This window comes from Alkalihalobacillus phoenicis (assembly GCF_047302405.1).
GTDB lineage: Bacteria > Bacillota > Bacilli > Bacillales > Bacillaceae_D > Alkalihalobacillus.
Genome location: NZ_CP154853.1, coordinates 2,782,319 through 2,804,454 on the forward strand (window position 1 = coordinate 2,782,319; position 22,136 = coordinate 2,804,454).

Below are 22,136 nucleotides of genomic sequence, written 5' to 3' on the forward strand. Positions count from 1 at the left end.
AAGCGCAAACAACCGAAGTTGTTCGTCGACTAGAGTTAAATACTCCATAGAAAGGAGGTGATCCAGCCGCACCTTCCGATACGGCTACCTTGTTACGACTTCACCCCAATCATCTGTCCCACCTTAGGCGGCTGGCTCCAAAAGGTTACCCCACCGACTTCGGGTGTTACAAACTCTCGTGGTGTGACGGGCGGTGTGTACAAGGCCCGGGAACGTATTCACCGCGGCATGCTGATCCGCGATTACTAGCAATTCCGGCTTCATGTAGGCGAGTTGCAGCCTACAATCCGAACTGAGAATGGCTTTATGGGATTGGCTCGACCTCGCGGTTTTGCTGCCCTTTGTACCATCCATTGTAGCACGTGTGTAGCCCAGGTCATAAGGGGCATGATGATTTGACGTCATCCCCACCTTCCTCCGGTTTGTCACCGGCAGTCACCTTAGAGTGCCCAACTAAATGCTGGCAACTAAGATCAAGGGTTGCGCTCGTTGCGGGACTTAACCCAACATCTCACGACACGAGCTGACGACAACCATGCACCACCTGTCACTTTGTCCCCCGAAGGGGAAAGCTCTATCTCTAGAGTGGTCAAAGGATGTCAAGACCTGGTAAGGTTCTTCGCGTTGCTTCGAATTAAACCACATGCTCCACTGCTTGTGCGGGCCCCCGTCAATTCCTTTGAGTTTCAGCCTTGCGGCCGTACTCCCCAGGCGGAGTGCTTAATGTGTTAACTTCGGCACTAAGGGCATCGAAACCCCTAACACCTAGCACTCATCGTTTACGGCGTGGACTACCAGGGTATCTAATCCTGTTTGCTCCCCACGCTTTCGCGCCTCAGCGTCAGTTACAGACCAGAGAGTCGCCTTCGCCACTGGTGTTCCTCCACATATCTACGCATTTCACCGCTACACGTGGAATTCCACTCTCCTCTTCTGTACTCAAGTCTCCCAGTTTCCAATGACCCCTCGGGGTTGAGCCCCGATATTTCACATCAGACTTAAAAGACCGCCTGCGCGCGCTTTACGCCCAATAATTCCGGACAACGCTTGCCACCTACGTATTACCGCGGCTGCTGGCACGTAGTTAGCCGTGGCTTTCTGGTTAGGTACCGTCAAGGTGCCGACCTATTCGAACGGCACTTGTTCTTCCCTAACAACAGAGCTTTACGATCCGAAAACCTTCATCACTCACGCGGCGTTGCTCCGTCAGACTTTCGTCCATTGCGGAAGATTCCCTACTGCTGCCTCCCGTAGGAGTCTGGGCCGTGTCTCAGTCCCAGTGTGGCCGATCACCCTCTCAGGTCGGCTACGCATCGTCGCCTTGGTAAGCCATTACCTTACCAACTAGCTAATGCGCCGCGGGCCCATCCCATAGTGATAGCCGGAGCCATCTTTTACAAAGGAACCATGTGATTCCTTTGATTATCCGGTATTAGCACCGATTTCTCGATGTTATCCCAGTCTACAGGGCAGGTTGCCCACGTGTTACTCACCCGTCCGCCGCTAACCTCTGGGAGCAAGCTCCCTTTGGTTCGCTCGACTTGCATGTATTAGGCACGCCGCCAGCGTTCGTCCTGAGCCAGGATCAAACTCTCCGTTAAAGGATAAGCTGATTCGCTCATTTTGCTGGCTAGCTTCAGCTTTCACTGAAGTTCCAATTTGCATTGATTTCTCAATGACTAACATTGACGAGATACCTTGTATCTCTTTAATTCGCTTGGCTTTTGTTCAGTTTTCAAAGAACTCATATCGCTCATTGGCGACTTTATTATCTTAACAAATCTGATGTTTTGTGTCAATCATTTTTTATAAAATAATTTTTCGGATAATAAGTCGTTATTTCGTTGTTGTCTCAGCGACAAGTAATAATATATCACACAGAAATAAATTGATCAATACTTTTTTCAAGAAAAATTTATATGATAGCGTAAATGCTCAATTCCATTTGCTTTAGTAGGCTTACACTCAACCCTCATAATCTTTTTTTCAACTAAAAAATTAAGAAATAGCTCCAGATCGATTTTATAATCTTCTACCTCAGATAAAGCCATCAGCTCAGAAATCGACCATTCTCTTTTCTCAAGCCTAATACAATCTATAAAGTGCTGGCTTCCTTCTATTGTTTTCGAATGAATCGCAAACTCTGTAGCCAAAACCATTAACTCAATTCTCTTTTCTAAAGTTTCTTCACTTTTTAGCAACTCTTGGTATAACTTATATGTTTCCGGCTCGATTTGCCTTACTTGTTCCCACACCATTATTTCTGGATAGAATCCTTGACGTATAACAGCAAGCCTCGCTAAATGATGAAGGGCATGCATCATATTCGAATAAGCATCGAAAAAATGCCCTTGAGCAAATAGTGTTTTTCCCTCTTCAAATCGCCGCAACATTTTTGTGAACTGAATGGTCATCTTTTTCGCACGATCATCTAGAGGAAAAGTTTCTATCCTTTCTTTCACATTCGCTAAAAACTCATTACGATCGTAAACAATCTTTCCACTTACTAGCCAATCAACCAAACGGCGATTACTTCCAACAATAAGAGAATAATGCATCAATTCTTTGTCTAATATATGTAATGCGACTGTTCTGTTATCAATAACATAGTGTTTAATATCCCATTGAATCGCCGCATCTTCCTTTATAATAAGAACAACAGCATTAAAACCGTCCGTTATTGATGTTTTTTCTCCCTCATTTTCTAACAATAAAATGGCACATGTATCTAGTTCACTTGCACGATCTTGATATAGTTGCCTCAACATTGTATCTACCATTTCAACGACTCCCTTCCCCTAAGTACCTTTACTTAAATATGAATAATTAAATAGAGAATAACGTCTTACTTTTTATTTCTACTTCTTTCTTGCAAAACCCTTTTTACAAAAAATATTCACAGGCAGTCAAATGTACACTATGCTATACTAATCGCAGGAGGGACAAATATGGCACTAAAATATACAAATAAAATCAATAAAATCCGCACATTTGCACTGTCTTTAGTTTTTATCGGGATCTTAATTATGTATCTCGGTTTAATCTTTAAATCTACACCCGTAGTGATGACTATTTTAATGATGGTTGGCTTTTTAGCGATTATTGCTAGTACACTCGTTTATTTTTGGATTGGAATGCTTTCAACTAAAACAATTCAAGTTGTTTGTCCAAGTTGCGAGAAACCAACCAAAGTGTTAGGGCGTGTTGATGCATGCATGCACTGTAGCCAACCGTTAACAATGGATAAAGACCTAGAAGGTGAAGAATTTAACGAGGATTATAATAAAAAATCGACACAGAGCTAACTATCATGTAGCTCTGTTTCTTTTTTACCCAGTTTAATTTAAAGCTAACTTAAAAGTCATACCCCAAAAGAAAACACGACTACATTTAAAGTAGCCGCGCTAAGACAATCAATCATTAATTCAAACTTAATGTTGGACTTTTTTAGAACAATCCGGACACGAACCATAAATTTCCATACGATGACTATGGACTCTAAACCCGGTTACATGCTCAGCTAACGTTTCAACTTCATCTAGACCAGGATAATGAAAATCAACTATCTTCCCGCAATCTTGGCAAATTACATGATAATGGTCAGTTGTGACACAATCGAAACGGCTAGAAGAATCTCCATAAGTTAACTCTTTTACAATCCCAACTTCTTTAAAGACGCGTAAATTATTATAAACAGTCGCCACACTCATATTAGGGAAACGCCCTTCAAGTGCTTTATAAATTTCATCCGCCGTTGGATGCTTCATTGAATCATATAAATATTCCAAGATAGCATGACGCTGCGGTGTCATACGTACACGTGTGCTTTTAAGTGCTTCAATGGCATCTTGCAAGCGATGGTTTGACATCGTCATGCACCTCTCTTTCAATACAACAATTCTTACTTTATAATAAGTATAGTATAGAAGTGAGAGGGCTGTCAATTAGTCATTACGGCGATTTTATTACAAAATGGCAGGATTCTCTTATCAATTAGCCAATCTTATATGAGAGTGCTTTTCAAATTATGGCATAAAGCCTTATTTAATAAACGACTTGCCCTCCAAAAATAAAGCAACGTCCTTTACATCAATAAGAAATGAGGTATAGCGATGAATGTGATTATTCTTTCTTTTTTGTTTACGTTTCTCTATGCTTAAGCAAGAACTTTGTAACGCTTCTTTTAACTCCGAGTGATGTTTTTCTTCAAGACCAATTAAAAAGGTTGTATTCCCCTTCCGAAGAAAACCTCCTGAACTCGCTAATTCCGTCATTCGATACCCTTTTTCTTTTAAACTCTTTTCCACTTCATCAGCATAGAAGTCATCAATAATACAAATAAGCAGCTTCATTTTTTCGCCTCACTCCCCTCAAATGATGACCAATCTTTAGTACCCTTTATTTAAGTTTATTCGATTAATAAAGTTTTCGTGTTTCTCTTGATTGATAAATTTCTTTAAATTCTCTCTAAAAATTTGAAACGCTCTTGGCTGATAAGAAGAAGATATTCCCGATAAATGAGGGGTCACCGTCACATTGTCCATATCCCAAAATGGACTCTCATTTGCTAACGGCTCTTGCGAAAAGACATCTAAAACCGCATGCTCGATCGCCCCCTCGGTCATAATCTTAGTTAACGCATTCTCGTCTACTGTATAACCTCTGCCAATATTAATAAAAGTTGCACTTCGTTTCATTTTACGAAAACGTTGTTCATTCATTATTTTCTTCGTTTCCTCTGTTGCTGGCAACACATTGACAACAAAATCAGCCACAATTAAAATCTCTTCTAATCTCTCTTTAGGTACGACACGATCGACATTTTCCACTTCCTGTCCAGAAGAGTTCATGCCTAATACATTCATATTAAAAGCTTTGGCTAGTCTCGCTATCTCTTGACCAATAGCCCCCACCCCTAAAATCGATAAAGTCTTACCATTTAATTCGCTCATTGGGACAGAGCGATTCCAATCGTGAGTTTGCTCCTGCTGAATTAAAGTTTTGGTTTTTCTCGCAACTTGAAGCATCATCCCAATCGTATATTCCGCCATTGGTTTAGCATGAATACCACGACAATTCGTTACCAAAATATCCTTTTTCTTCAATGCAGCAAATGGTAGTTGCTCTAATCCTGCTGAGATAACCATAACCCATTTTAATTTATTCGCAGTTTGGATATGTTTTTCCTCTAAATCTTCACCATATGTGATCAAAATTTCTGCAGTTCGTAATTCGTCTTCCGCTTCGGCCATGTTATTATAGAAAGAAAAATAGGCTTCTGGAAATACCGTTTCTAGATCTTTTTGAATGTTAGTTGCTATTTGGGCTGATGAAATTATTTTCATATCCTAGCCTCCGTTACTCCAAATCTCATTCTCCTATTAGTTAAGCTCGGTAGCAATGTAATCAAACACTTCTTTTACATGGTCGGCCACCTTTACTTTTCTCCACTCTTTTGCTAGGTTCCCTTCTTTATCAATCACAAAAGTAGAACGTTCAATGCCCATATATTCTTTCCCAAAGTTCTTTTTTAATTTCCATACATCAAATAGCTCTGAAACTTGATGCTCCTCATCAGATAATAGTAGAAATGGTAAGTTATATTTCTCAATAAATTTCTCATGTCTAGCTAACGGATCTGGGCTTACCCCTAAGATCACTGCATCATGCTTTTCTAGTTCCTCGTTATAATCTCTAAAATCACAAGCCTGCGTTGTGCAGCCTGGTGTCATATCTTTCGGATAAAAATAAAGAATAATATTCTTACCTTCATAATCTTTTAGTGAGACATTCTCTCCATTATTTGCTGGTAATGTGAATGCTGGTACTTTTTCTCCTATTGCAATAGCCATTTAAAACCACCCTTTCAAAATTTATATCTTCTAGCGTATCTGAACTTTCTCCCAAAAACAACTTATCTGATTTCTATCATATAAGAAATGACTCTATATTTATGAACATTTTAAAAAGGGGATGAGCCCACTGCAAGCCTTATCGAATGAATTATTAATCCAAAGTTACTTTCAGGCAAAGAAATTACGTTTAAATGATCAATTTACTCAACTTTTATTAGAGGAAATTAAAAGAAGAGCGCTCTCTTGTGAGATTAAAATAGAAGAATAACTTCTAAGGAAATTGAATCAGCTTCTTAAAGTTAATAGACGAGGTCACTGAAATAGTCTCAATATCTCCTTTATCTTAGAAATTAGTATTTCCCAGCAAATGGTCGCTCAAGGGTTCAAACTATTCTTTCAAAACAGAGCGAGCGGAGTAAAATAAACTAAGCTCATCTGAAATAAGAGGTGGTTTTCAGTGGTCTCCTCTAGTCAAATGTCTACGGTTGCTCTATCATAAATAATATGATTGAATAACGATCAAAATAATTTTATGAATCAGCTTTCATTTGGAGGTAATTATGAATTTCTCAAAATCAGAAGAATTACATAAGGAATCATTAGAACATATCGTTGGTGGGGTGAATAGTCCCTCACGCTCTTTTAAAGCAGTCGGAGGTGGTTCACCGATTTATATGGAACGAGGGCAAGGGGCTTACTTTTGGGATGTCGATGGCAATCAATACATCGATTATTTAGCAGCTTACGGACCTATCATTACAGGACATGCCCATCCACATATTACAAAAGCCATTCAAACCGCAGCTGAGAAAGGAGTGCTATACGGAACTCCAACAAGTCTTGAAATCACTTTTGCAAAAATGTTAAAAGAAGCGATCCCATCTCTTGAAAAAGTTCGTTTTGTTAACTCAGGAACAGAAGCAGTCATGACAACGATTCGTGTTGCCAGGGCTTATACAGGGCGAGATAAAATCATTAAATTTGCAGGTTGTTATCACGGCCACTCTGACTTAGTTCTTGTTGCAGCTGGTTCTGGACCTGCCACTCTTGGTACACCTGATTCAGCTGGTGTGACTAAAAGTACGGCAGAAGAAGTCATTACTGTTCCATTTAATGATATCAACGCCTATAAAGAAGCTCTCGATACATGGGGCGACCAAGTAGCCGCTGTCTTAGTAGAACCGATTGTTGGCAACTTCGGAATTGTCGAACCGAAAGAAGGCTTTTTACAAGCTGTAAATGACTTAACACACGAAGCAGGTGCTTTAGTTATTTATGATGAAGTCATTACGGCGTTCCGCTTTATGTACGGTGGGGCTCAAAATTATTTAGGCATTGAACCAGACATGACAGCATTGGGTAAAATTATTGGCGGTGGCCTTCCGATTGGAGCATACGGTGGTCGCATCGATATTATGGAAAAAGTCGCTCCACTTGGGCCTGCTTATCAAGCCGGAACGATGGCTGGAAACCCTGCCTCCATGAGTGCAGGAATTGCTTGCTTAGAAGTGCTTAAAAGAGATGGAGTCTATGAACAACTAGATTTATTAGGGCAAAAACTTGAAGAAGGTATTCGCCAACTAGCAAGAAAACATCATATTCCCATGAGCTTAAACCGTTTAAAAGGCGCCCTAACATTGTATTTCACCACGACAACCGTCACGAATTACGAAGAAGCCGAAGCCTCTAATGGGGAATTATTTGCAATATTCTTTAAAGAAATGTTGAAACAGGGTATTAATTTAGCCCCTTCCAAATATGAGGCATGGTTCCTGACAACAGAACATACGGATGCAGATATCGAAACAACATTAAAAGCCGTAGATGAAGCTTTCTCTGTCGTATCCTTACACGTTTAAGACTAATGAGAGTCTGAGACTTAAAAGCATTTAGCTGCTTTTAAGTCTTTTTTATATGGTTTATTCCCTCCTACAATTTATAACCATTCATCCAATGCCCAAATCCACATCACGATGCCAAGAAAGTCGAATAAAAAAACATAGGGTATATGAATAAAGAAGTATCCAAATAACAAATGCTTTTCATAACTTCTTGACGTATATCCCCTCTGTTCTGTACACAGACTTTTCTTTTAATTAATTGTCCTATTTATTAAACACCGTTCATATAATCTTAAAGCTTTCGCCTCACCCAGCTTTTTCATAAACTATAATAATTACACACAATCTTTTTCAAGAAATCACTTGCTTCTTCTTTCTAATCACGGTATAGTACGTTCGGTACTGATATAAACTAATAGGAAGAAAACTATTTTTCAAAAAAATTTTACGATTAGTACTTATGATTACATCACGTTCTCTCTAGTGATGAGATGAACGGATATTAGAAAGGACATCTTATTAAAATGAAACTTGGTGCTCGTATTTTTAAAACGGGTCTTGCTGTTACATTAGCTATGTATGCAGCTTTATGGTTAGGTTCTGATTCTGCAACATTCGCTGCAATTGCCGCTGCTTTTGCGATTCAGCCTTCCATTCATCGAACTTTCCAAACAATTTTAGATCAAATTCAAGCAAATCTAATTGGAGCGATTTTAGCTGTCATTTTTGTGCTCACATTTGGTCATGATCCATTCGTAGTTGGTGTTGTTGTTATTTTAGCTATCGCCCTTATTTCTAAATTAAAGTTAGAGCCTTCAACGATTCCACTTGCGATTGTAACGATCATTATTATTATGGAAAGCCCTACGACGAATTTCGTCGAATTTGCAACAGATCGATTTTTACTTATTATGCTTGGTGTGTTTACAGCCTTTATTGTCAACCTTTTCTTTATTCCACCAAGATATGAAACAAAATTTTATCAATTAATGTTAAATGAAACAGACAATGTAATTCAATGGATTATGTTGTTGTTAAGACAAGATGCCGATCCTCGTTCATTAAAAGGTGACCTTGAACGATTAGATGGCCAAGTGAAAAAACTAGACAATCTTTATAATTTATATAAGGAAGAACGCAATTATTTCTTAAAAAACAAATACAGTAAAGCAAGGAAATTAGTGCTCTTTAGGCAAATGCTCATTACAATAAAAAAATCTATTTTTGTTCTAAAAAACTTTGAAAGGCGCTCGGATGATATTAAACAACTACCAGAGCCCATCCAACAACAATTTGAACAACAACTTGATTTATTAACCAATTTCCACAATCGGATTCTTTTACGATATGTTGGAAAAGTAACTTCCTCACCTTCTCAAGAAACATTAGAGGATTTAGATGTAGGGAAGGAATCTTTAGCACAAGCCTTTATTACCTACTATAATCAAGAAGAAATTGAAGAACAAACATGGATGCATACTTTCCCAGCGATTTCACAAATTATCGAATACCAAGAAGAGCTAGTCCATTTAGACCATTTAGTTAACAGCTTCTTTAAATATCATACCGAGGAAAGTACACTTGATATTAATCCCGAAGAATAACACTTCTTTAATAAAACATCATACATGATAAACAGATAAGAGCTGTCCCACACGAGTACAGCTCTTTTTATCGTTCTCATTCAGGAATATATACAAAAACTCTCATGCAAATTTATTGGAATTTCTGGACTTCAAACAAGCGTTTATAGCTGCTGTTTTTATTATTCATTAACTGAGCATGGGTTCCAACCTCTTTAATTTCGCCGTTTTCAACAAGTACAATTTTATCTGCATGGGTAATCGTTGATAAGCGGTGGGCGACAATAAAGGTTGTTCGATCTTTTGCAAGTTCTTCTAAAGCCTCTTGAATATAATGTTCACTTTCTAAATCAAGGGCAGAAGTTGCTTCATCAAAAATAAGCATTGGTGGATTTTTCAAAAAGACACGAGCAATGGCAACACGTTGCTTTTGACCACCTGAGAGCTTCACACCTCTTTCCCCGACCTCAGTATCATACCCTTCAGGTAAATTCATAATAAATTCATGGGCGTTCGCTGCCTTAGCAGCTGCGATTACCTCAGCATCTGCGGCTCCTGGATTCCCCATTAAAATATTTTCCTTCACAGACTCACTAAACAAAATATTATCCTGCAAAACCATACCAATTTTATCACGTAAACTTCTTACTTGATAGTTCCGAATGTCGATACCATCAAGTAAAATCACTCCTGAAGTCACATCATAAAAGCGTGGAATTAAGCTGATCAAAGTACTTTTTCCTCCACCACTCATCCCAACAAAGGCAATCGTTTCCCCACTTTTAATCGTTAAATTTAAATTTTTCAACGCCGGCGTATGTTCGTCATTATAATAAAAGCTCACATTTGAAAATTCGAGCTTGCCATCCGTATGTTTTAATTCCTTTGAACCAGGCTTGTCGGTAATATCATAGTCTTCATCAATAAATTCAAACACTCGGTCCATCGAAGCGATTGCTTGAGTTAAAACGGTTGATGAGTTTACAAGACGACGTAACGGTCCATATAATCTTTCCATATATAGAACAAATGCCGTCATAACCCCGACTTCTATCACATTATTTAAAGCAAAATAACCTGCAACGATAATGACAAGTAGTGGCGCAATATCGGTTATCGTGTTAACAACAGCAAAAGTTTTTGCATTCCACCTCGTATGATCGAGGGCTTTTGCTAAAAAATGATCATTCCGTTTAGCAAATTGCTTTTGTTCATGGTCTTCTAACGCAAAACTACGAATGACACTCATCCCTTGCACACGTTCATGCAAATGTCCTTGCACTTCGGCTAATGCTTGCGAGCGAACTCGAGTAATATTTCGTAGTCTTGCATAAAAATATTTAACCGAAAATCCATAAAGCGGAAACATCGAAATGGCCACAAGCGTCAACCAAACATTCATATTTAACATAATAATAATCGCAATAATAATCGTAAATAAATCGAGCCAGATGTTCATTAAACCTGTTATGACAAAATTCTTTGTTTGCTCCACATCATGGATAACTCGAGATATAATCTCCCCTACTTTACGATTGGAATAAAAGCGAAGGCTTAATTTTTGGATATGGCTAAAGAGCTGATCTCGAATATCATATAATATTTTACTCCCGATCCATTGAGCAAAATATTGACGATAATACTCAATCGGTGGGCGTAACACTACAAAAATAAATAACATAATAGCCATAATTTTAAATAACATGGACTGTTTCTCTTCTACCGATAAACCGTCCACTAAAATAATATCATCAATAATATAAGCGACGACTAAAGGCAATAATAATGGAATTCCAAACTTTAAGATGCCAATTAATATCGTGATAATAATTTGTTTTGTATATGGTTTTACAAACGCCATATAGCGTCTAATACTTCCCAAATCTACACTCCTCCCTTTCAAGTCTTATTATGAACGAAAAACTTTTGAATCACTCAAATTTTGCTCATAGCCTTTTCGCAACCCGATTTGGCTCATCCCCGTTTTTCATTACCAATAACAGACTATTTGCACTCTAATTGAGCGTAACCATGAGTTTCATTACCAATCCCCAGGTAATGCACTTCTTTTAAACCTCCCAAAAACATTGAAAAAAGCCCGAACCTCAGGCTTTTTCTAGAATACAATGCTATCAACTTATCGATATTGTAAAAAGCGCTCATACCAATTTTCAATAAATTGCGGGGCGAAAGGGCCCTTACGTTGATGAATCCAAGATACCAATGTGTCGACACTTCGTTGCAAAATCGCGTCTAACTCAGGTGGATAATTCATTTGTTTTTGATGGAGTTCGTACTCATCTTCATCCAATAACTTGAATGTCATATCTGGAGCGACTTTAATGTCAAGGTCATAATCAATATATTTTAATGCTTCCTCGTCCCAAGTAAACGGAGTTCCGATGTTACAATAATAATGGATGCCATCCGCTCTGAGCATGGCTATCGTATTAAACCATTGCTCAGAATCAAAATAACAAATGGCCGGTTCCCTCGTTCTCCAATTACGTCCATCTGATTCTCTTACTAGGATTCGATCATTTCCTCCAATCACAACCTTTGACGTCCCTTTTAATATGATGGTATCTTCCCAAATCCGATGAAGAGATCCATTATGTTTATAACTATGGATCTGAATACTACTACCCACTTTGGGAAAGTTCATTTGTTACTCCTTTCTGTGTAACTTTTCACTGGACGTCCATACATAGAGCTTTTCAATCTAGGTGCTTGTACGAAGCAAGCTCCTAAATGTGAGCCAACTCTCATGTACTTATCTACACACTTCATTCAATCTTAATTTGTCTATTCTGTTCTATTATACCGCTTTCTAACCTCTTTTGAAACGGTAAGTACCCGATAGCAGAAAAAAAGGCCTTCTTTTGTCTTGATATCAACAACGAAGGCCCTCAATAATACAATTATTTATTTTGTATGACTAATTAACCACTTGAGCAAGACGAGGCATAGTAGCCACATTTTTCTCCGTTTCCTTTTCCCCTTTAATTAAACTATACGTTAAACATATTGGTTTATTTGTCTGTGGGTCACGTCCGATCACCGCATCAATGTTAAAAACTTTTTCAAGTACTGGTTGAGTGATGACTTCTTCACAGTCACCGGATTTAATAATTTCACCATCTTTTAATGCGACAATATAATCAGCAAAACGAGCCGCTTGATTTAAATCATGCAAAACCATCACAATGGTACGCCCTTGTTCTTGATTTAATTTTTGCAAGAGCTCTAACACTTCTAGTTGGTGAGCCATATCTAAATAGGTCGTTGGTTCATCCAAGAAAATAATTTCTGTTTCTTGGGCAAGGGCCATCGCAATCCAAACCCGCTGTCTCTGTCCACCAGAAAGAGCATCGACAGTTCGATATTTAAATGTTTGTAACCCAGTCACTTCGAGGGCCCAATCAATCATTTCTAGATCTTTTTTATTTAATCGGCCATACCCTTTTTGGTGAGGATAACGACCATAAGAAACAAGTTCACTAACCGTTAAGCCACTAGCACTCTCTGGTGTCTGCGGCAAAATCGCCATTTTTTGAGCCAAATGTTTTGTGTTCTCTTTCACAATTTCTTTTCCATCTAATACCACCGTACCAGTCTGATACGAGATAATTCTTGTCATCGCTTTTAATAACGTTGATTTCCCACATCCATTAGCTCCGATGATTGTTGTAATTTTATGATCCGGTATTTCAATCGACATATCCTTAATAATTGTCTTATCACTATAGGCTATATGTAAACCTTCCGTATATAGTCGTGTCATCTTATTCCTCCCTTTAACTCATTGTATTTTTATCGCAAAAAAATATATTAATTCGATTAGTTTTTTAAAATTTTCAATTCGATTGATAACATTTATCAATACTAAGCACAAGTTGACTATAATCAGATTGAGAATCGTTGTCAATAGTAATTGCCAAATATACATATTCAGTGTATGATGATAATGATTATCAATATACACTAGGTTTTGGAGGGAGTGAGTCTTATGCACTCAATAGACTTATTTGATGTAACAATTATTGGGGCTGGACCTGCTGGATTATATTCTGCTTTTTATAGTGGATTACGCGAAATGAAAACAAAAATAATTGAATACCAACCACGTTTAGGTGGAAAAGTCCATGTTTATCCTGAGAAAATGATTTGGGATGTCGGTGGATTAACTCCTACTCCTGGAGCTAAATTGATTGAACAAATTGTAAAACAAGGCCTTACCTTTAATCCAGAAGTTGTTCTTAACGAAAAAGTGACTTCCATTTCTCGTGATATTGATGAAGGTTATTTTATTTTAAAAAGTGCAACAGGCAATATACATTATTCTAAAACCATTATCGTAGCTGTTGGTGGTGGAATCCTCTCTCCTTCTAAAATTGAAATTGATGGAGCGGAAAGATTTGAAATTACCAATTTAAATTACACGGTAAAATCTTTACAGCATTTTAAAGACAAAGTCGTAATGATCTCAGGTGGCGGAAACTCGGCCATTGATTGGGCAAATGAACTTCAACCAATTGCGAAAAAAGTTTATTTAACTTATCGGAAAGAAGCCCTTACTGGTCATGAAGCACAAGTGACTCAACTTTCAAATAGTGGCTGTGAATGCCACTTTAACAGCTTTATTACGAAATTCATTCCAAATAAAGCTCACGATAGAATTAGTAGCGTAGAACTTACTAACCATCGAAACAACACCACTTCATACATAGATGTTGACGAAGTGATCATCAATCATGGTTATGAACGTGACAGCTCCCTTTTACAAGAAAGCTCGTTGCCGATTGAATTAGTTGAAGATTTTTATATTAAAGGGACAGCCCAGAGCGAATCGACTGTACCTGGTATATTTGCAGCTGGTGATATCTTATCCCACCCAGGCAAAGTTCATTTAATTGCTGGAGCTTTTCAAGATGCCGCTAACGCAGTAAATAAAGCCAAACAGTACATTCAACCAGATGCTGCTCAAACAGCAATGGTTTCCTCTCATAATGAAATTTTTAAACAACGTAACAAAGAATTAATAAAACAATTAATCAAATAATAACAACGACCCAAAAGCACTTATGTGAATTTGGGCTTTTTTATTTACTTCTCGAGTAGTTTTAATTACACATGTAGGATTATTTGCACCTTAATTTCGCATTCGCCTCTGTTTCATTACCATAAAAGTGCTGTGCGTCACAAAACAGTCACACGAATCTCATCATTTTCAGTTCCTAATAAAACATTTAGTATCCATAAAAAAACCGGCACGAAATCGAAACTTCGCACCAGCTTTTGTTCAGGGTTTTCACCTTTTATTATTGTTGTTTTTTCTTTTGTTCGGATTGTGCATTTTGTTGTCTTACTTGTTGTGCATCTGTTTCGCTAGCAAATTCTGTTTCGTAGCTAGCGTTTTGTTGAGAAGCTTGATTTTGTTTTTTCACTTGTTGTGCATTTGTTTTAGATTGGTTTTGTTGATTTTGGTTTGCCATTTAATCACCTCCACAAAAATTAAGATGTCCAGGAGGCAATCATTCTATCCAAAATAAATTCTCTAATTTTATGTTAAAAGAGAAATTCCTCCATCAACAATAAGAGTTTGCCCTCTAATCATTGACGCTTGATCGGAAACTAAAAACATAACCGCATTCGCTAAATCCTCTGGTTCCACTAAACGGCCAGCTGGTGTTCGACTTGCAGATGATGCTAAAAGTTCTTCACGATTCGGAAAATGAGTTAATGCATCTGTATCAACCGCTCCTCCTGAAACTGCATTAACTACAATTCCTTTTTCTGCTAATTCAACCGCTAAATATCTTGTTAATGCCTCAACTGCCGCTTTTGATACTCCTACAGTCGTATAATTTTCTAAATAACGAATCGAACCTAAAGAACTTAAGCTGACGATTTTACCACCGCCTGATTTTTCCATTCGTCTTGCGGCTTCTTGAGCACAAAATAATAACGCTTTACTGTTTATATTCATCGTCCAATCCCAATGATTTTCTTCTAGCTCCATAAGAGGACGTAAAACACCAGATGCAGCATTATTAATAAAAATATCTAAACGATCAAAATGCTGATCAATTTCTTCAAACATCTCTTTAATTTTTTCAGGCTTTCCAACATTCGCTTTAACAACTAATGTTTTTCGTCCTAACTGTTCAATTTCTGCTGCTGTTTCTAAGGCTGCATTTTTATTTCTTGCATAATTAATGACAATATCATATCCTTGCTCCGCTAAGCGCAAGGCAATTCTTTTTCCAATTCCTCTACTACTACCTGTGACAAGTGCTACTTTTTGTTCCATTACTTTTCCTCCTAAAATCTATATGTATCGTAACCAAGCATATTAATCATTCCTTGCTATTATATCGTATAGCTTGATGATAGAACAGGGAGACTAAGTTTAAGTAATCTTCAACATAATAAAAAAGGAGGCTAGGATGATGCATGAAGGACGTGATATGACTGAGCTTTCAATGCTCCCTAAAAGTGAGTGGACAAAAGAAGAATTAGCTTTTTTCCACTATAATTTACAACAGATGGTTCCTTATTTAAATGCAGAAGGGTCTTCCATTCATAGAGAAATCATTGAAGAAATTGAAGCTCGTGGTGGTCTAAATAAATGAACCATCTTTGATCATAAATACGGGTAATTAGCTAACCGATTTTCCCAAGTTCTTAAATCAAACTAACAAGTCATATGAGGTCATTTTTGGTGTTTTTATGCTCTCCTCCTTTTTTATTAAGTATATTTCCTTTGTTTTTTTTGATTTTTTCCGTAAGATGGAGGTATCTTTTTCAAAGGAGTGATAGCATGAAAGCATTAGTTTATGAACAATACGGTACGCCGAATGTGTTAACGGTAAAAGAAATGCCCACACCAACAATTAAAGACAATCAAGTTCTTATTAAAGTTCAAGCTAGTGGCATTAATCCAGTTGATACATATTTTCGTAAAGGGATTAGAGAAGTCCCCAGTTTCCCACATATTCCACATTTTGATGTCGCTGGAACGATAATTGAAGTTGGAGACAACGTAACATCTCACAGCGTTGGTGAGCACGTTTGGGCATCGAATGCAAAAGGGGCTTCAGGTGAATTCGTTGCACTTGATGCAGAAATCGCCTTTCCATTAACCAATTCGTTATCGTTTGCAGATGGCGCGGCTTTATCGATGCCTTTTTTAACCGCTCATTTAGCTCTTTTCTTCCGAGGTCAGTTAAAAAGCGATGAAACAGTCCTAATATACGGGGGCTCTGGTGCCGTTGGATATGCCGCTATTCAATTAGCAAAAGAAATTGGTGCTAAAGTCATTACAACAGCTGGTTCAGCGGAAAAAGCTCAAATTGCAAAAGCAGCCGGAGCCGACCATGTGATTTTATATAAAGAAACGACTGTTGCGAAGAAAGTGCTTGAATTAACGGAAGGTGCTGGTGTACCACTCATTTTAGAAATGTCTTTAAGTGATAATATGGAAACCGACTTTGAAATCATTCAAAATGGTGGACGAATTATTACAATCGGCTCACCTAATGACAACACACCACCTTTACTTTGGAGACAACTAAATCAAAAAAATGCCGCTTTATTAGGGCTACTCTTATTTACCGTCCCAAAAGACGCTTATATTGCAGCGGGACAACAAATTAGTAAATTATTTCATGATCAAAAATTACTAGCTCTCAATCATCAAATTTTCTCTTTAGAAGACGCCGTAATTGCTCATCAAGCTGTGGAAGCAAAAGAAATAAATGGTCGTGCGATTTTAATTCATAAATAACTAAGTAATGATTTAAAGATGTCTCATATATGGAGGCGTCTTTTTTCCAAGATATACTCTCTAATTTCTGATACATCCTTTTTTAGCACCTGGTTATCCTAAAAATAGGAGTTTGGAAAGGAGACAAATTGATGGAAAAGCAAAAGTATTATATTAATTTAAATCCGATTAGTATGGATGATATTAGTCCAACAAAGATTGGGGACGGGCAGCTGATCGAATATGAAATTGAAGCAACCGAAACCGAAAAAAAAGATTTAGCTAACCTGCTTCATGAAGTCCAAAAACATGATTTAGAATTGAGTAATTTATTTTCCTTTGAGCACTTTGACCAAAGCAAAACAGATATCGATCAAGAGGAATATCAAAAAGGCATGGATGATGTATATGAAGCTCTTTATCGCTTAGGCACTCCCGAAACGAAAAGAATTATTGAGGAAATTCATTTAAGAAATCGAGAGCATTAATAACCTAGTGTCTTAAAGCTTATTATCATCATTAAAAGACAGATGAGTAACTATCTCATTTGTCTTTTAAAGCTTTTCGCACACTAATCTGGAGCAGCACCATTTTTCATTACTTATCCTGCTTTATTCGCACCCTAATCCTGACATCGCACGATTTTCATTACCAATTACCACTTATTCGAATCTAAATCATAGCTTCGACTACGGTTTCGTTACTTATCTCCGCCCCCACTCACTACCTTCAAAAAAAATGCCTTAAAGCGATAAGTTAGTTCGCTCTAAGACACCTCCATTCATTAACAGTTTTTGTCTTTTAAAAATTCGCCTTGGATTGCCCGCCATCAACATTTAATGTGGCTCCAACAACCCAGCTTGCTTTTTCAGAACTTAAAAACAAAACAACATTCGCAATTTCTTCTACGGTTCCAAATCTTCCTGCAGGGATTTCGTTCTTAACAAACTGTTTCATTTTTTCAGGATTCTCTTCCATTCTTTTTTTCCAATTTCCACTTGGGTGTAAAATCGAACCTGGGGCAACACCATTAACTCGAATTCCATCCTTTATCGCTTCATCTGCTAATGATTTTGTAAAACTAATCATCGCCGCTTTGGCAGCATTGTATGTAGCTTTCCCTCCTGATTCACGTCCAAAGATAGAAGAAATATTTATGATACTCCCCCAACCGTTTTCTTTCATTTTTGGAAGGACTAATTGACTAAAATGCACAGCCGAAAAATAATTTAAATTAATGGCTTCAGAAAAAAGAGACAATTCCGTTTCAGCAATCGTTGAACCGTTACTACCACCGACGTTATTAATCAAAATGTCAACGGAACCAAACTTTTTTTCAAACGTCTCGACCACTTTTTTACGTTCTTGCTCATTTGCTAAATCAGCTTTAATAAACTGAAAATATTCAGCTTTAAATTCTTCCATCCAATCAGCTTCATTTCTCGCTACAACTGCTACCTTTGCTCCTTCAGCTAAATAAGCTAAGGCAATCGCTTGACCTATTCCTTTAGAACCCCCTGTAACTAAGACCGTTTTGCCTGCTAAATTTAGGTGCATCATCATTCCTCCATTTTTAATTGTTGTTCAATGATTTTTTGGTGGGAAACAGGAAATGCATAATCTTCAATCTGCTGCTTTTGAACCCAGCGTTGATCCGTACTAAGCTCTAATTCATTCGATAATACATTCAGCTCATAGACATGGATATGCCATTTTAAATGAGAAAAAACATGCTCCACCTCTTGAAGTGGTCCAAAACTTTCGAATGTATCCATTTTTAAAAAGTTGCTAATTTCTTTTTCAATGTTTACTTTCTCTTGCTCCAACTTTTCGGTTTCAAAGTTAACAAATTGCCATAAACGGGCAAGTAACCCTTTTTCCGGTCTTTTTTCGATCAAAAACTCACCTAACTCATTTTTGATAACTAAGGCAATGATGTTTTTTTGCTGTTGCTTTTTCTTTTTAGACTTAATTGGCAATTCTGTTTGAACTCCTTCTTCATACGCTCTACAGTATTCACGAACTGGACATAATAAGCAGCCTGGTGAAGTCGGCGTACAGACAAGAGCTCCTAATTCCATTAAACCTTGATTAAAAAAGGACGCATTCTTTTTTGAAATTAATTCATACAAAATCGCTTCAAATCGGGTTCGTGTTTTCGGTTTAGCAATGTCATCTTTAATTAATAAAACTCGTGATAACACCCGCATGACATTTCCATCTACTGCCGGTTCTGGTAAGTCATAAGCAATACTCAAAATCGCTCCAGCTGTATAAGGGCCGACTCCTTTTAGTGCGGAAATTTCTTTACGATTGTTAGGAACGACCCCTTTATAATGTTCTACCACTTCCCTTACCGCCGATTGTAAATTCCGAACCCTTGAATAATACCCAAGTCCTTCCCATGCTTTTAAAATCTTTTCTTCATCTGCGTTCGCTAATGCTTCTGCAGTCGGAAACTCACGCATGAAGTTTGTATAATAAGGAATTACCGTATCAACCCTTGTTTGCTGAAGCATTATTTCTGATACCCAGACGCGATAAGGGTCTTTATTTTCACGCCAAGGAAGCTCACGTTGATGTTCAACAAACCAACCAACTAAATCTTCCTGGAAACCTGTAATATTAAACTTTTCTAAATCTGTATGACTCATAACACTACTCCTTACGTTCAAACGCCCAACAATGAACTTTTTTCTCTCCACCTTCAATCAGAGGGACCATCTTTCCAAAGATCGGTTCCAAAGCCGATTGTCGGATTTGTTTTATCTCCTCGTATTGTCTATGTGTTTCCACTTTAAACATTTCTACATATAAATATGGTTGATCCGATGCAACAAACCAATTAATATCTGTCGCTCCCAGCACTTCTAATTGTTGTAAAATAGAGCGCATTAGTTTTTCATATTCTTCAACCATTTCTTCTTTAACTTTATATTCCATAAAGATTTGTAATTCTTTTGTCATGATTTTTCTCCTTGCCTTTTAAACTTTTGATTTTCGGGTATAAATAAAGAAGAACTATAAAAATTTAGCTACTTTTCAAAGTGCTTGACTATAGAAATTTATCAAAAGATTTGATATCATTGGAAAATCCTAAGCTCAGACTTTAAAAGGTGAGCTTTTATTCACCAAGGAGGAGGAATCCATAATGGATACTGGTACACATGTAGTAATGGGATTTGCTCTTGGTGGATTAGCGATGGTTGATCCGGTTGTAGCAAGCGACCCAGTAATGCAAAAAACCGTTCTGATTGCCACAATAATTGGTTCGCAAGCACCTGATTTTGATACTGTTCTAAAGTTACGAAATAATGCCGTTTACCTTCGTAATCACCGAGGGATAACCCATTCCATCCCTGCCGTATTATTATGGCCTTTATTAATTACAGCTACCCTTGCCCTTTTTGTCCCAGGAATTGCTTGGTCAACCGTTTTATTATGGTCCTTTATTGCTGTGTTTTTACATGTATTTGTTGATATTTTCAATGCATATGGCACCCAAGCTCTTCGTCCATTTTCAAAAAAATGGGTCGCTCTTGGAGTCATTAATACATTCGATCCTTATATCTTTTTCACCCACCTAGGTGCTCTGATGATGTGGTTACTTGGAAGCCCACCAGTAGCAACCTTTTTTGGACTTTACGGTATCTTAATTCTTTATTACATTTGGCGCTTTTACGAGAAAAATAAAGTAATTCAACACGCAAGACGTCTACACCCAACAGCGACACATATATTCGTCTCCCCATCGATGCGTTGGTATCAATGGCATCTCGTCATTCGTACAAAAGAGACCTTATATGTAGCCGAATCGATCCATAATGAAATTAATTATTTTGAACAATATCCTTTTGAACCTATACCGGATATGCCAATTATGAATGCAGCTAGAAAAGACGATAACTTACACGCCTTTTTATCCTTCTCCCCAACTTATCGGTGGGAAGTGGAGAAAAATGATGACTATACAGAAGTTCGATTTATTGATTTACGATACCGAAGCAAGGGACATTACCCCTTTGTCGCAATCGTACAGCTAAACGAACAACTGAAAATCATTAGTTCTTATACAGGCTGGGTTTATAATGAAAATACATTGAGAAAAAAATTAAATGTCTTGACCGAAAATTAAATCTTCTACATGCCGTGTCAGATTAGCCATTTACGACACGGTTTCTTTATACTTGCTCACATTTCGTGGCTTATCCGCTCTTTTACGACGTTCCCTGCTCCCTTTTTTCACATTCTCTGGCGTATCCGCTCTTTTACGACGTTTCCTGCTCCCTTTTTTCACATTACATGGCGTATCCGCTCTTTTACGACGTGCCCTGCTCGTTTTTTCCACATTCCGTGGCGTATACGCTCTTTTACGACATGCCCTACTCCCTTTTTTCACATTACATGGCGTATACGCTCTTTTACGACGTGCCCTGCTCCCTTTTTTTCACATTCTCTGGCGTATCCGCTCTTTTACGACGTGCCCTGCTCCCTTTTTTTCACATTCTCTGGCGTATCCGCTCTTTTACGACGTGCCCTGCTCCCTTTTTTTCACATTCTCTGGCGTATCCACTCTTTTACGACGTACTCCTGCTCCCTTTTTTCACATTCCGTGGCGTATCCGCTCTTTTACGACGTACCCTGCTCCTTTTTTTTTCACACTCCCTGGCGTATCCGCTTCTTTACAACGACATACCAAGCATTACTCATTCATCTCAAAAGAAAGATGATGAGAATTTCAACACTTCTCACCACCTTTTCTTTTTTAATGCTTCATTCCTTCATCTTTGTTCAAATGAGAAAATTTTTCATTTTTTGGGGCGTATTTATGTAAATGCGGCCCATATTGACTAATCCATTTTAAAACAATTTGTTCCGTCATTTCTTGCCCTTTATATGTTCGTCCGGCCTTTGCACTTGTTGTTTCAAAATCCTCCCATAATCCTTCCACCCATGTTCTCGCTTGATTCACTGTCAACTCTTGATTAACTTCTAACAATTTATCCGTCAATCGTTGAAAAATTTCTTCCACATTGATTTCCTCCATTTACAAGTAATTATCACAAATAAAGCATAGCAATTTTTCTCA

The 22,136-nt window shown here is 37.7% G+C and carries 23 protein-coding genes and 1 rRNA gene; 9 read left to right on the forward strand and 15 right to left on the reverse strand.

Annotated features, from left to right (window positions below; genetic code table 11):
• Positions 1-50 precede the first annotated feature (50 nt).
• Both AA0017_RS13285 and AA0017_RS13290 read right to left on the reverse strand, forming a co-directional pair.
• Positions 51-1,601: ribosomal RNA gene (locus tag AA0017_RS13285) — 16S ribosomal RNA — on the reverse strand.
• Positions 1,602-1,904: 303 nt separating this feature from the next.
• Positions 1,905-2,780, reverse strand: coding sequence for a nucleotidyltransferase-like protein (locus AA0017_RS13290; protein ID WP_413375059.1), 876 nt, complete (start codon positions 2,778-2,780; stop codon positions 1,905-1,907).
• 168 nt (positions 2,781-2,948) lie between these two features.
• Here AA0017_RS13290 and AA0017_RS13295 point away from each other — a divergent pair, with 168 nt between their 5' ends.
• Positions 2,949-3,305 carry a YgzB family protein gene (locus AA0017_RS13295; protein ID WP_413375061.1) on the forward strand — a complete coding sequence of 119 codons (357 nt, stop codon included), beginning with the start codon at positions 2,949-2,951 and terminating at the stop codon, positions 3,303-3,305.
• 126 nt (positions 3,306-3,431) lie between these two features.
• Here AA0017_RS13295 and perR read toward each other — a convergent pair whose 3' ends face one another.
• From perR to bcp, 4 genes are all read right to left on the reverse strand, one after another.
• Positions 3,432-3,869, reverse strand: coding sequence for a peroxide-responsive transcriptional repressor PerR (gene perR / locus AA0017_RS13300; RefSeq protein WP_413375063.1), 438 nt, complete (start codon positions 3,867-3,869; stop codon positions 3,432-3,434).
• A 171-nt stretch (positions 3,870-4,040) separates the two neighbouring features.
• A complete protein-coding gene (locus AA0017_RS13305) occupies positions 4,041-4,352 on the reverse strand; it encodes a cyclic-di-AMP receptor (protein WP_413375065.1) in 312 nt (103 codons plus the stop codon).
• 36 nt (positions 4,353-4,388) lie between these two features.
• Complete coding sequence (locus tag AA0017_RS13310) at positions 4,389-5,345, reverse strand: D-2-hydroxyacid dehydrogenase (protein WP_413375067.1); 957 nt, start codon at positions 5,343-5,345, stop codon at positions 4,389-4,391.
• 36 nt (positions 5,346-5,381) lie between these two features.
• Positions 5,382-5,852 (reverse strand): thioredoxin-dependent thiol peroxidase, encoded by a 471-nt coding sequence (gene bcp / locus AA0017_RS13315; protein ID WP_413375069.1) that lies wholly within the window; start codon positions 5,850-5,852, stop codon positions 5,382-5,384.
• A gap of 130 nt (positions 5,853-5,982) precedes the next feature.
• Here bcp and sda point away from each other — a divergent pair, with 130 nt between their 5' ends.
• The 3 genes from sda to AA0017_RS13330 all read left to right on the forward strand — a co-directional run bounded on the left by sda (position 5,983) and on the right by AA0017_RS13330 (position 9,300).
• The gene (gene sda / locus AA0017_RS13320) at positions 5,983-6,123 is read left to right on the forward strand and encodes a sporulation histidine kinase inhibitor Sda (RefSeq protein ID WP_413382586.1); all 141 of its coding nucleotides are present in this window, start codon (positions 5,983-5,985) and stop codon (positions 6,121-6,123) included.
• 292 nt (positions 6,124-6,415) lie between these two features.
• Positions 6,416-7,714, forward strand: coding sequence for a glutamate-1-semialdehyde 2,1-aminomutase (locus AA0017_RS13325; protein ID WP_413375071.1), 1,299 nt, complete (start codon positions 6,416-6,418; stop codon positions 7,712-7,714).
• A 506-nt stretch (positions 7,715-8,220) separates the two neighbouring features.
• The gene (locus AA0017_RS13330; RefSeq protein ID WP_413375073.1) at positions 8,221-9,300 is read left to right on the forward strand and encodes an FUSC family protein; all 1,080 of its coding nucleotides are present in this window, start codon (positions 8,221-8,223) and stop codon (positions 9,298-9,300) included.
• A gap of 112 nt (positions 9,301-9,412) precedes the next feature.
• Here the strand turns inward: AA0017_RS13330 and AA0017_RS13335 are convergent, their stop codons facing one another.
• From AA0017_RS13335 to AA0017_RS13345, 3 genes are all read right to left on the reverse strand, one after another.
• Positions 9,413-11,161 (reverse strand): ABC transporter ATP-binding protein, encoded by a 1,749-nt coding sequence (locus tag AA0017_RS13335; protein ID WP_413375075.1) that lies wholly within the window; start codon positions 11,159-11,161, stop codon positions 9,413-9,415.
• Between the two features lie 255 nt (positions 11,162-11,416).
• Positions 11,417-11,944: a DUF402 domain-containing protein gene (locus AA0017_RS13340; RefSeq protein WP_003322763.1), complete on the reverse strand. Its 528-nt coding sequence runs from the start codon at positions 11,942-11,944 to the stop codon at positions 11,417-11,419.
• A 273-nt stretch (positions 11,945-12,217) separates the two neighbouring features.
• Positions 12,218-13,063, reverse strand: a complete 846-nt coding sequence (locus AA0017_RS13345; protein ID WP_413375078.1) for an ABC transporter ATP-binding protein — start codon at positions 13,061-13,063, stop codon at positions 12,218-12,220.
• A 225-nt stretch (positions 13,064-13,288) separates the two neighbouring features.
• Between AA0017_RS13345 and AA0017_RS13350 the strand changes: the two genes are divergently transcribed.
• Positions 13,289-14,341: an NAD(P)/FAD-dependent oxidoreductase gene (locus tag AA0017_RS13350; RefSeq protein ID WP_413375080.1), complete on the forward strand. Its 1,053-nt coding sequence runs from the start codon at positions 13,289-13,291 to the stop codon at positions 14,339-14,341.
• A gap of 259 nt (positions 14,342-14,600) precedes the next feature.
• Here AA0017_RS13350 and AA0017_RS13355 read toward each other — a convergent pair whose 3' ends face one another.
• Together AA0017_RS13355 and fabL are read right to left on the reverse strand one after the other, a co-directional pair.
• Positions 14,601-14,774, reverse strand: coding sequence for a gamma-type small acid-soluble spore protein (locus AA0017_RS13355; RefSeq protein WP_413375081.1), 174 nt, complete (start codon positions 14,772-14,774; stop codon positions 14,601-14,603).
• 68 nt (positions 14,775-14,842) lie between these two features.
• A complete protein-coding gene (fabL, locus tag AA0017_RS13360) occupies positions 14,843-15,592 on the reverse strand; it encodes an enoyl-[acyl-carrier-protein] reductase FabL (protein WP_413375083.1) in 750 nt (249 codons plus the stop codon).
• Positions 15,593-15,731: 139 nt separating this feature from the next.
• Here fabL and AA0017_RS13365 point away from each other — a divergent pair, with 139 nt between their 5' ends.
• The 3 genes from AA0017_RS13365 to AA0017_RS13375 all read left to right on the forward strand — a co-directional run bounded on the left by AA0017_RS13365 (position 15,732) and on the right by AA0017_RS13375 (position 17,535).
• Positions 15,732-15,914: a hypothetical protein gene (locus tag AA0017_RS13365; protein ID WP_413375085.1), complete on the forward strand. Its 183-nt coding sequence runs from the start codon at positions 15,732-15,734 to the stop codon at positions 15,912-15,914.
• Positions 15,915-16,102: 188 nt separating this feature from the next.
• Positions 16,103-17,068 (forward strand): NADPH:quinone reductase, encoded by a 966-nt coding sequence (locus tag AA0017_RS13370; RefSeq protein WP_413375087.1) that lies wholly within the window; start codon positions 16,103-16,105, stop codon positions 17,066-17,068.
• A gap of 131 nt (positions 17,069-17,199) precedes the next feature.
• The gene (locus AA0017_RS13375) at positions 17,200-17,535 is read left to right on the forward strand and encodes a hypothetical protein (RefSeq protein ID WP_003324357.1); all 336 of its coding nucleotides are present in this window, start codon (positions 17,200-17,202) and stop codon (positions 17,533-17,535) included.
• 313 nt (positions 17,536-17,848) lie between these two features.
• Here AA0017_RS13375 and AA0017_RS13380 read toward each other — a convergent pair whose 3' ends face one another.
• From AA0017_RS13380 to AA0017_RS13390, 3 genes are read right to left on the reverse strand one after another with little or no spacing between them, the layout of a single operon-like run.
• Positions 17,849-18,604: an SDR family NAD(P)-dependent oxidoreductase gene (locus AA0017_RS13380; RefSeq protein ID WP_413375089.1), complete on the reverse strand. Its 756-nt coding sequence runs from the start codon at positions 18,602-18,604 to the stop codon at positions 17,849-17,851.
• Between the two features lie 2 nt (positions 18,605-18,606).
• Positions 18,607-19,701: an A/G-specific adenine glycosylase gene (mutY, locus tag AA0017_RS13385; RefSeq protein WP_413375091.1), complete on the reverse strand. Its 1,095-nt coding sequence runs from the start codon at positions 19,699-19,701 to the stop codon at positions 18,607-18,609.
• Between the two features lie 4 nt (positions 19,702-19,705).
• Positions 19,706-20,014, reverse strand: coding sequence for a hypothetical protein (locus AA0017_RS13390; protein ID WP_413375093.1), 309 nt, complete (start codon positions 20,012-20,014; stop codon positions 19,706-19,708).
• 184 nt (positions 20,015-20,198) lie between these two features.
• Between AA0017_RS13390 and AA0017_RS13395 the strand changes: the two genes are divergently transcribed.
• Positions 20,199-21,182 carry a metal-dependent hydrolase gene (locus tag AA0017_RS13395; protein WP_413375095.1) on the forward strand — a complete coding sequence of 328 codons (984 nt, stop codon included), beginning with the start codon at positions 20,199-20,201 and terminating at the stop codon, positions 21,180-21,182.
• Between the two features lie 630 nt (positions 21,183-21,812).
• Here the strand turns inward: AA0017_RS13395 and AA0017_RS13400 are convergent.
• Positions 21,813-22,079, reverse strand: coding sequence for a YfhJ family protein (locus AA0017_RS13400; protein ID WP_413375097.1), 267 nt, complete (start codon positions 22,077-22,079; stop codon positions 21,813-21,815).
• Between the last annotated feature and the right edge of the window lie 57 nt (positions 22,080-22,136).

Excerpts from the sequence above, each read along its gene's own strand:
- AA0017_RS13290 (WP_413375059.1), bottom strand. The coding sequence starts at position 2,780 with ATGGTAGATACAATGTTGAGGCAACTATATCAAGATCGTGCAAGTGAA.
- AA0017_RS13295 (WP_413375061.1), top strand. The coding sequence starts at position 2,949 with ATGGCACTAAAATATACAAATAAAATCAATAAAATCCGCACATTTGCA.
- perR (WP_413375063.1), bottom strand. The coding sequence starts at position 3,869 with ATGTCAAACCATCGCTTGCAAGATGCCATTGAAGCACTTAAAAGCACA.
- AA0017_RS13305 (WP_413375065.1), bottom strand. The coding sequence starts at position 4,352 with ATGAAGCTGCTTATTTGTATTATTGATGACTTCTATGCTGATGAAGTG.
- AA0017_RS13310 (WP_413375067.1), bottom strand. The coding sequence starts at position 5,345 with ATGAAAATAATTTCATCAGCCCAAATAGCAACTAACATTCAAAAAGAT.
- bcp (WP_413375069.1), bottom strand. The coding sequence starts at position 5,852 with ATGGCTATTGCAATAGGAGAAAAAGTACCAGCATTCACATTACCAGCA.
- AA0017_RS13325 (WP_413375071.1), top strand. The coding sequence starts at position 6,416 with ATGAATTTCTCAAAATCAGAAGAATTACATAAGGAATCATTAGAACAT.
- AA0017_RS13330 (WP_413375073.1), top strand. The coding sequence starts at position 8,221 with ATGAAACTTGGTGCTCGTATTTTTAAAACGGGTCTTGCTGTTACATTA.
- AA0017_RS13340 (WP_003322763.1), bottom strand. The coding sequence starts at position 11,944 with ATGAACTTTCCCAAAGTGGGTAGTAGTATTCAGATCCATAGTTATAAA.
- AA0017_RS13345 (WP_413375078.1), bottom strand. The coding sequence starts at position 13,063 with ATGACACGACTATATACGGAAGGTTTACATATAGCCTATAGTGATAAG.
- AA0017_RS13350 (WP_413375080.1), top strand. The coding sequence starts at position 13,289 with ATGCACTCAATAGACTTATTTGATGTAACAATTATTGGGGCTGGACCT.
- AA0017_RS13355 (WP_413375081.1), bottom strand. The coding sequence starts at position 14,774 with ATGGCAAACCAAAATCAACAAAACCAATCTAAAACAAATGCACAACAA.
- fabL (WP_413375083.1), bottom strand. The coding sequence starts at position 15,592 with ATGGAACAAAAAGTAGCACTTGTCACAGGTAGTAGTAGAGGAATTGGA.
- AA0017_RS13365 (WP_413375085.1), top strand. The coding sequence starts at position 15,732 with ATGCATGAAGGACGTGATATGACTGAGCTTTCAATGCTCCCTAAAAGT.
- AA0017_RS13370 (WP_413375087.1), top strand. The coding sequence starts at position 16,103 with ATGAAAGCATTAGTTTATGAACAATACGGTACGCCGAATGTGTTAACG.
- AA0017_RS13375 (WP_003324357.1), top strand. The coding sequence starts at position 17,200 with ATGGAAAAGCAAAAGTATTATATTAATTTAAATCCGATTAGTATGGAT.
- AA0017_RS13380 (WP_413375089.1), bottom strand. The coding sequence starts at position 18,604 with ATGCACCTAAATTTAGCAGGCAAAACGGTCTTAGTTACAGGGGGTTCT.
- mutY (WP_413375091.1), bottom strand. The coding sequence starts at position 19,701 with ATGAGTCATACAGATTTAGAAAAGTTTAATATTACAGGTTTCCAGGAA.
- AA0017_RS13390 (WP_413375093.1), bottom strand. The coding sequence starts at position 20,014 with ATGACAAAAGAATTACAAATCTTTATGGAATATAAAGTTAAAGAAGAA.
- AA0017_RS13395 (WP_413375095.1), top strand. The coding sequence starts at position 20,199 with ATGGATACTGGTACACATGTAGTAATGGGATTTGCTCTTGGTGGATTA.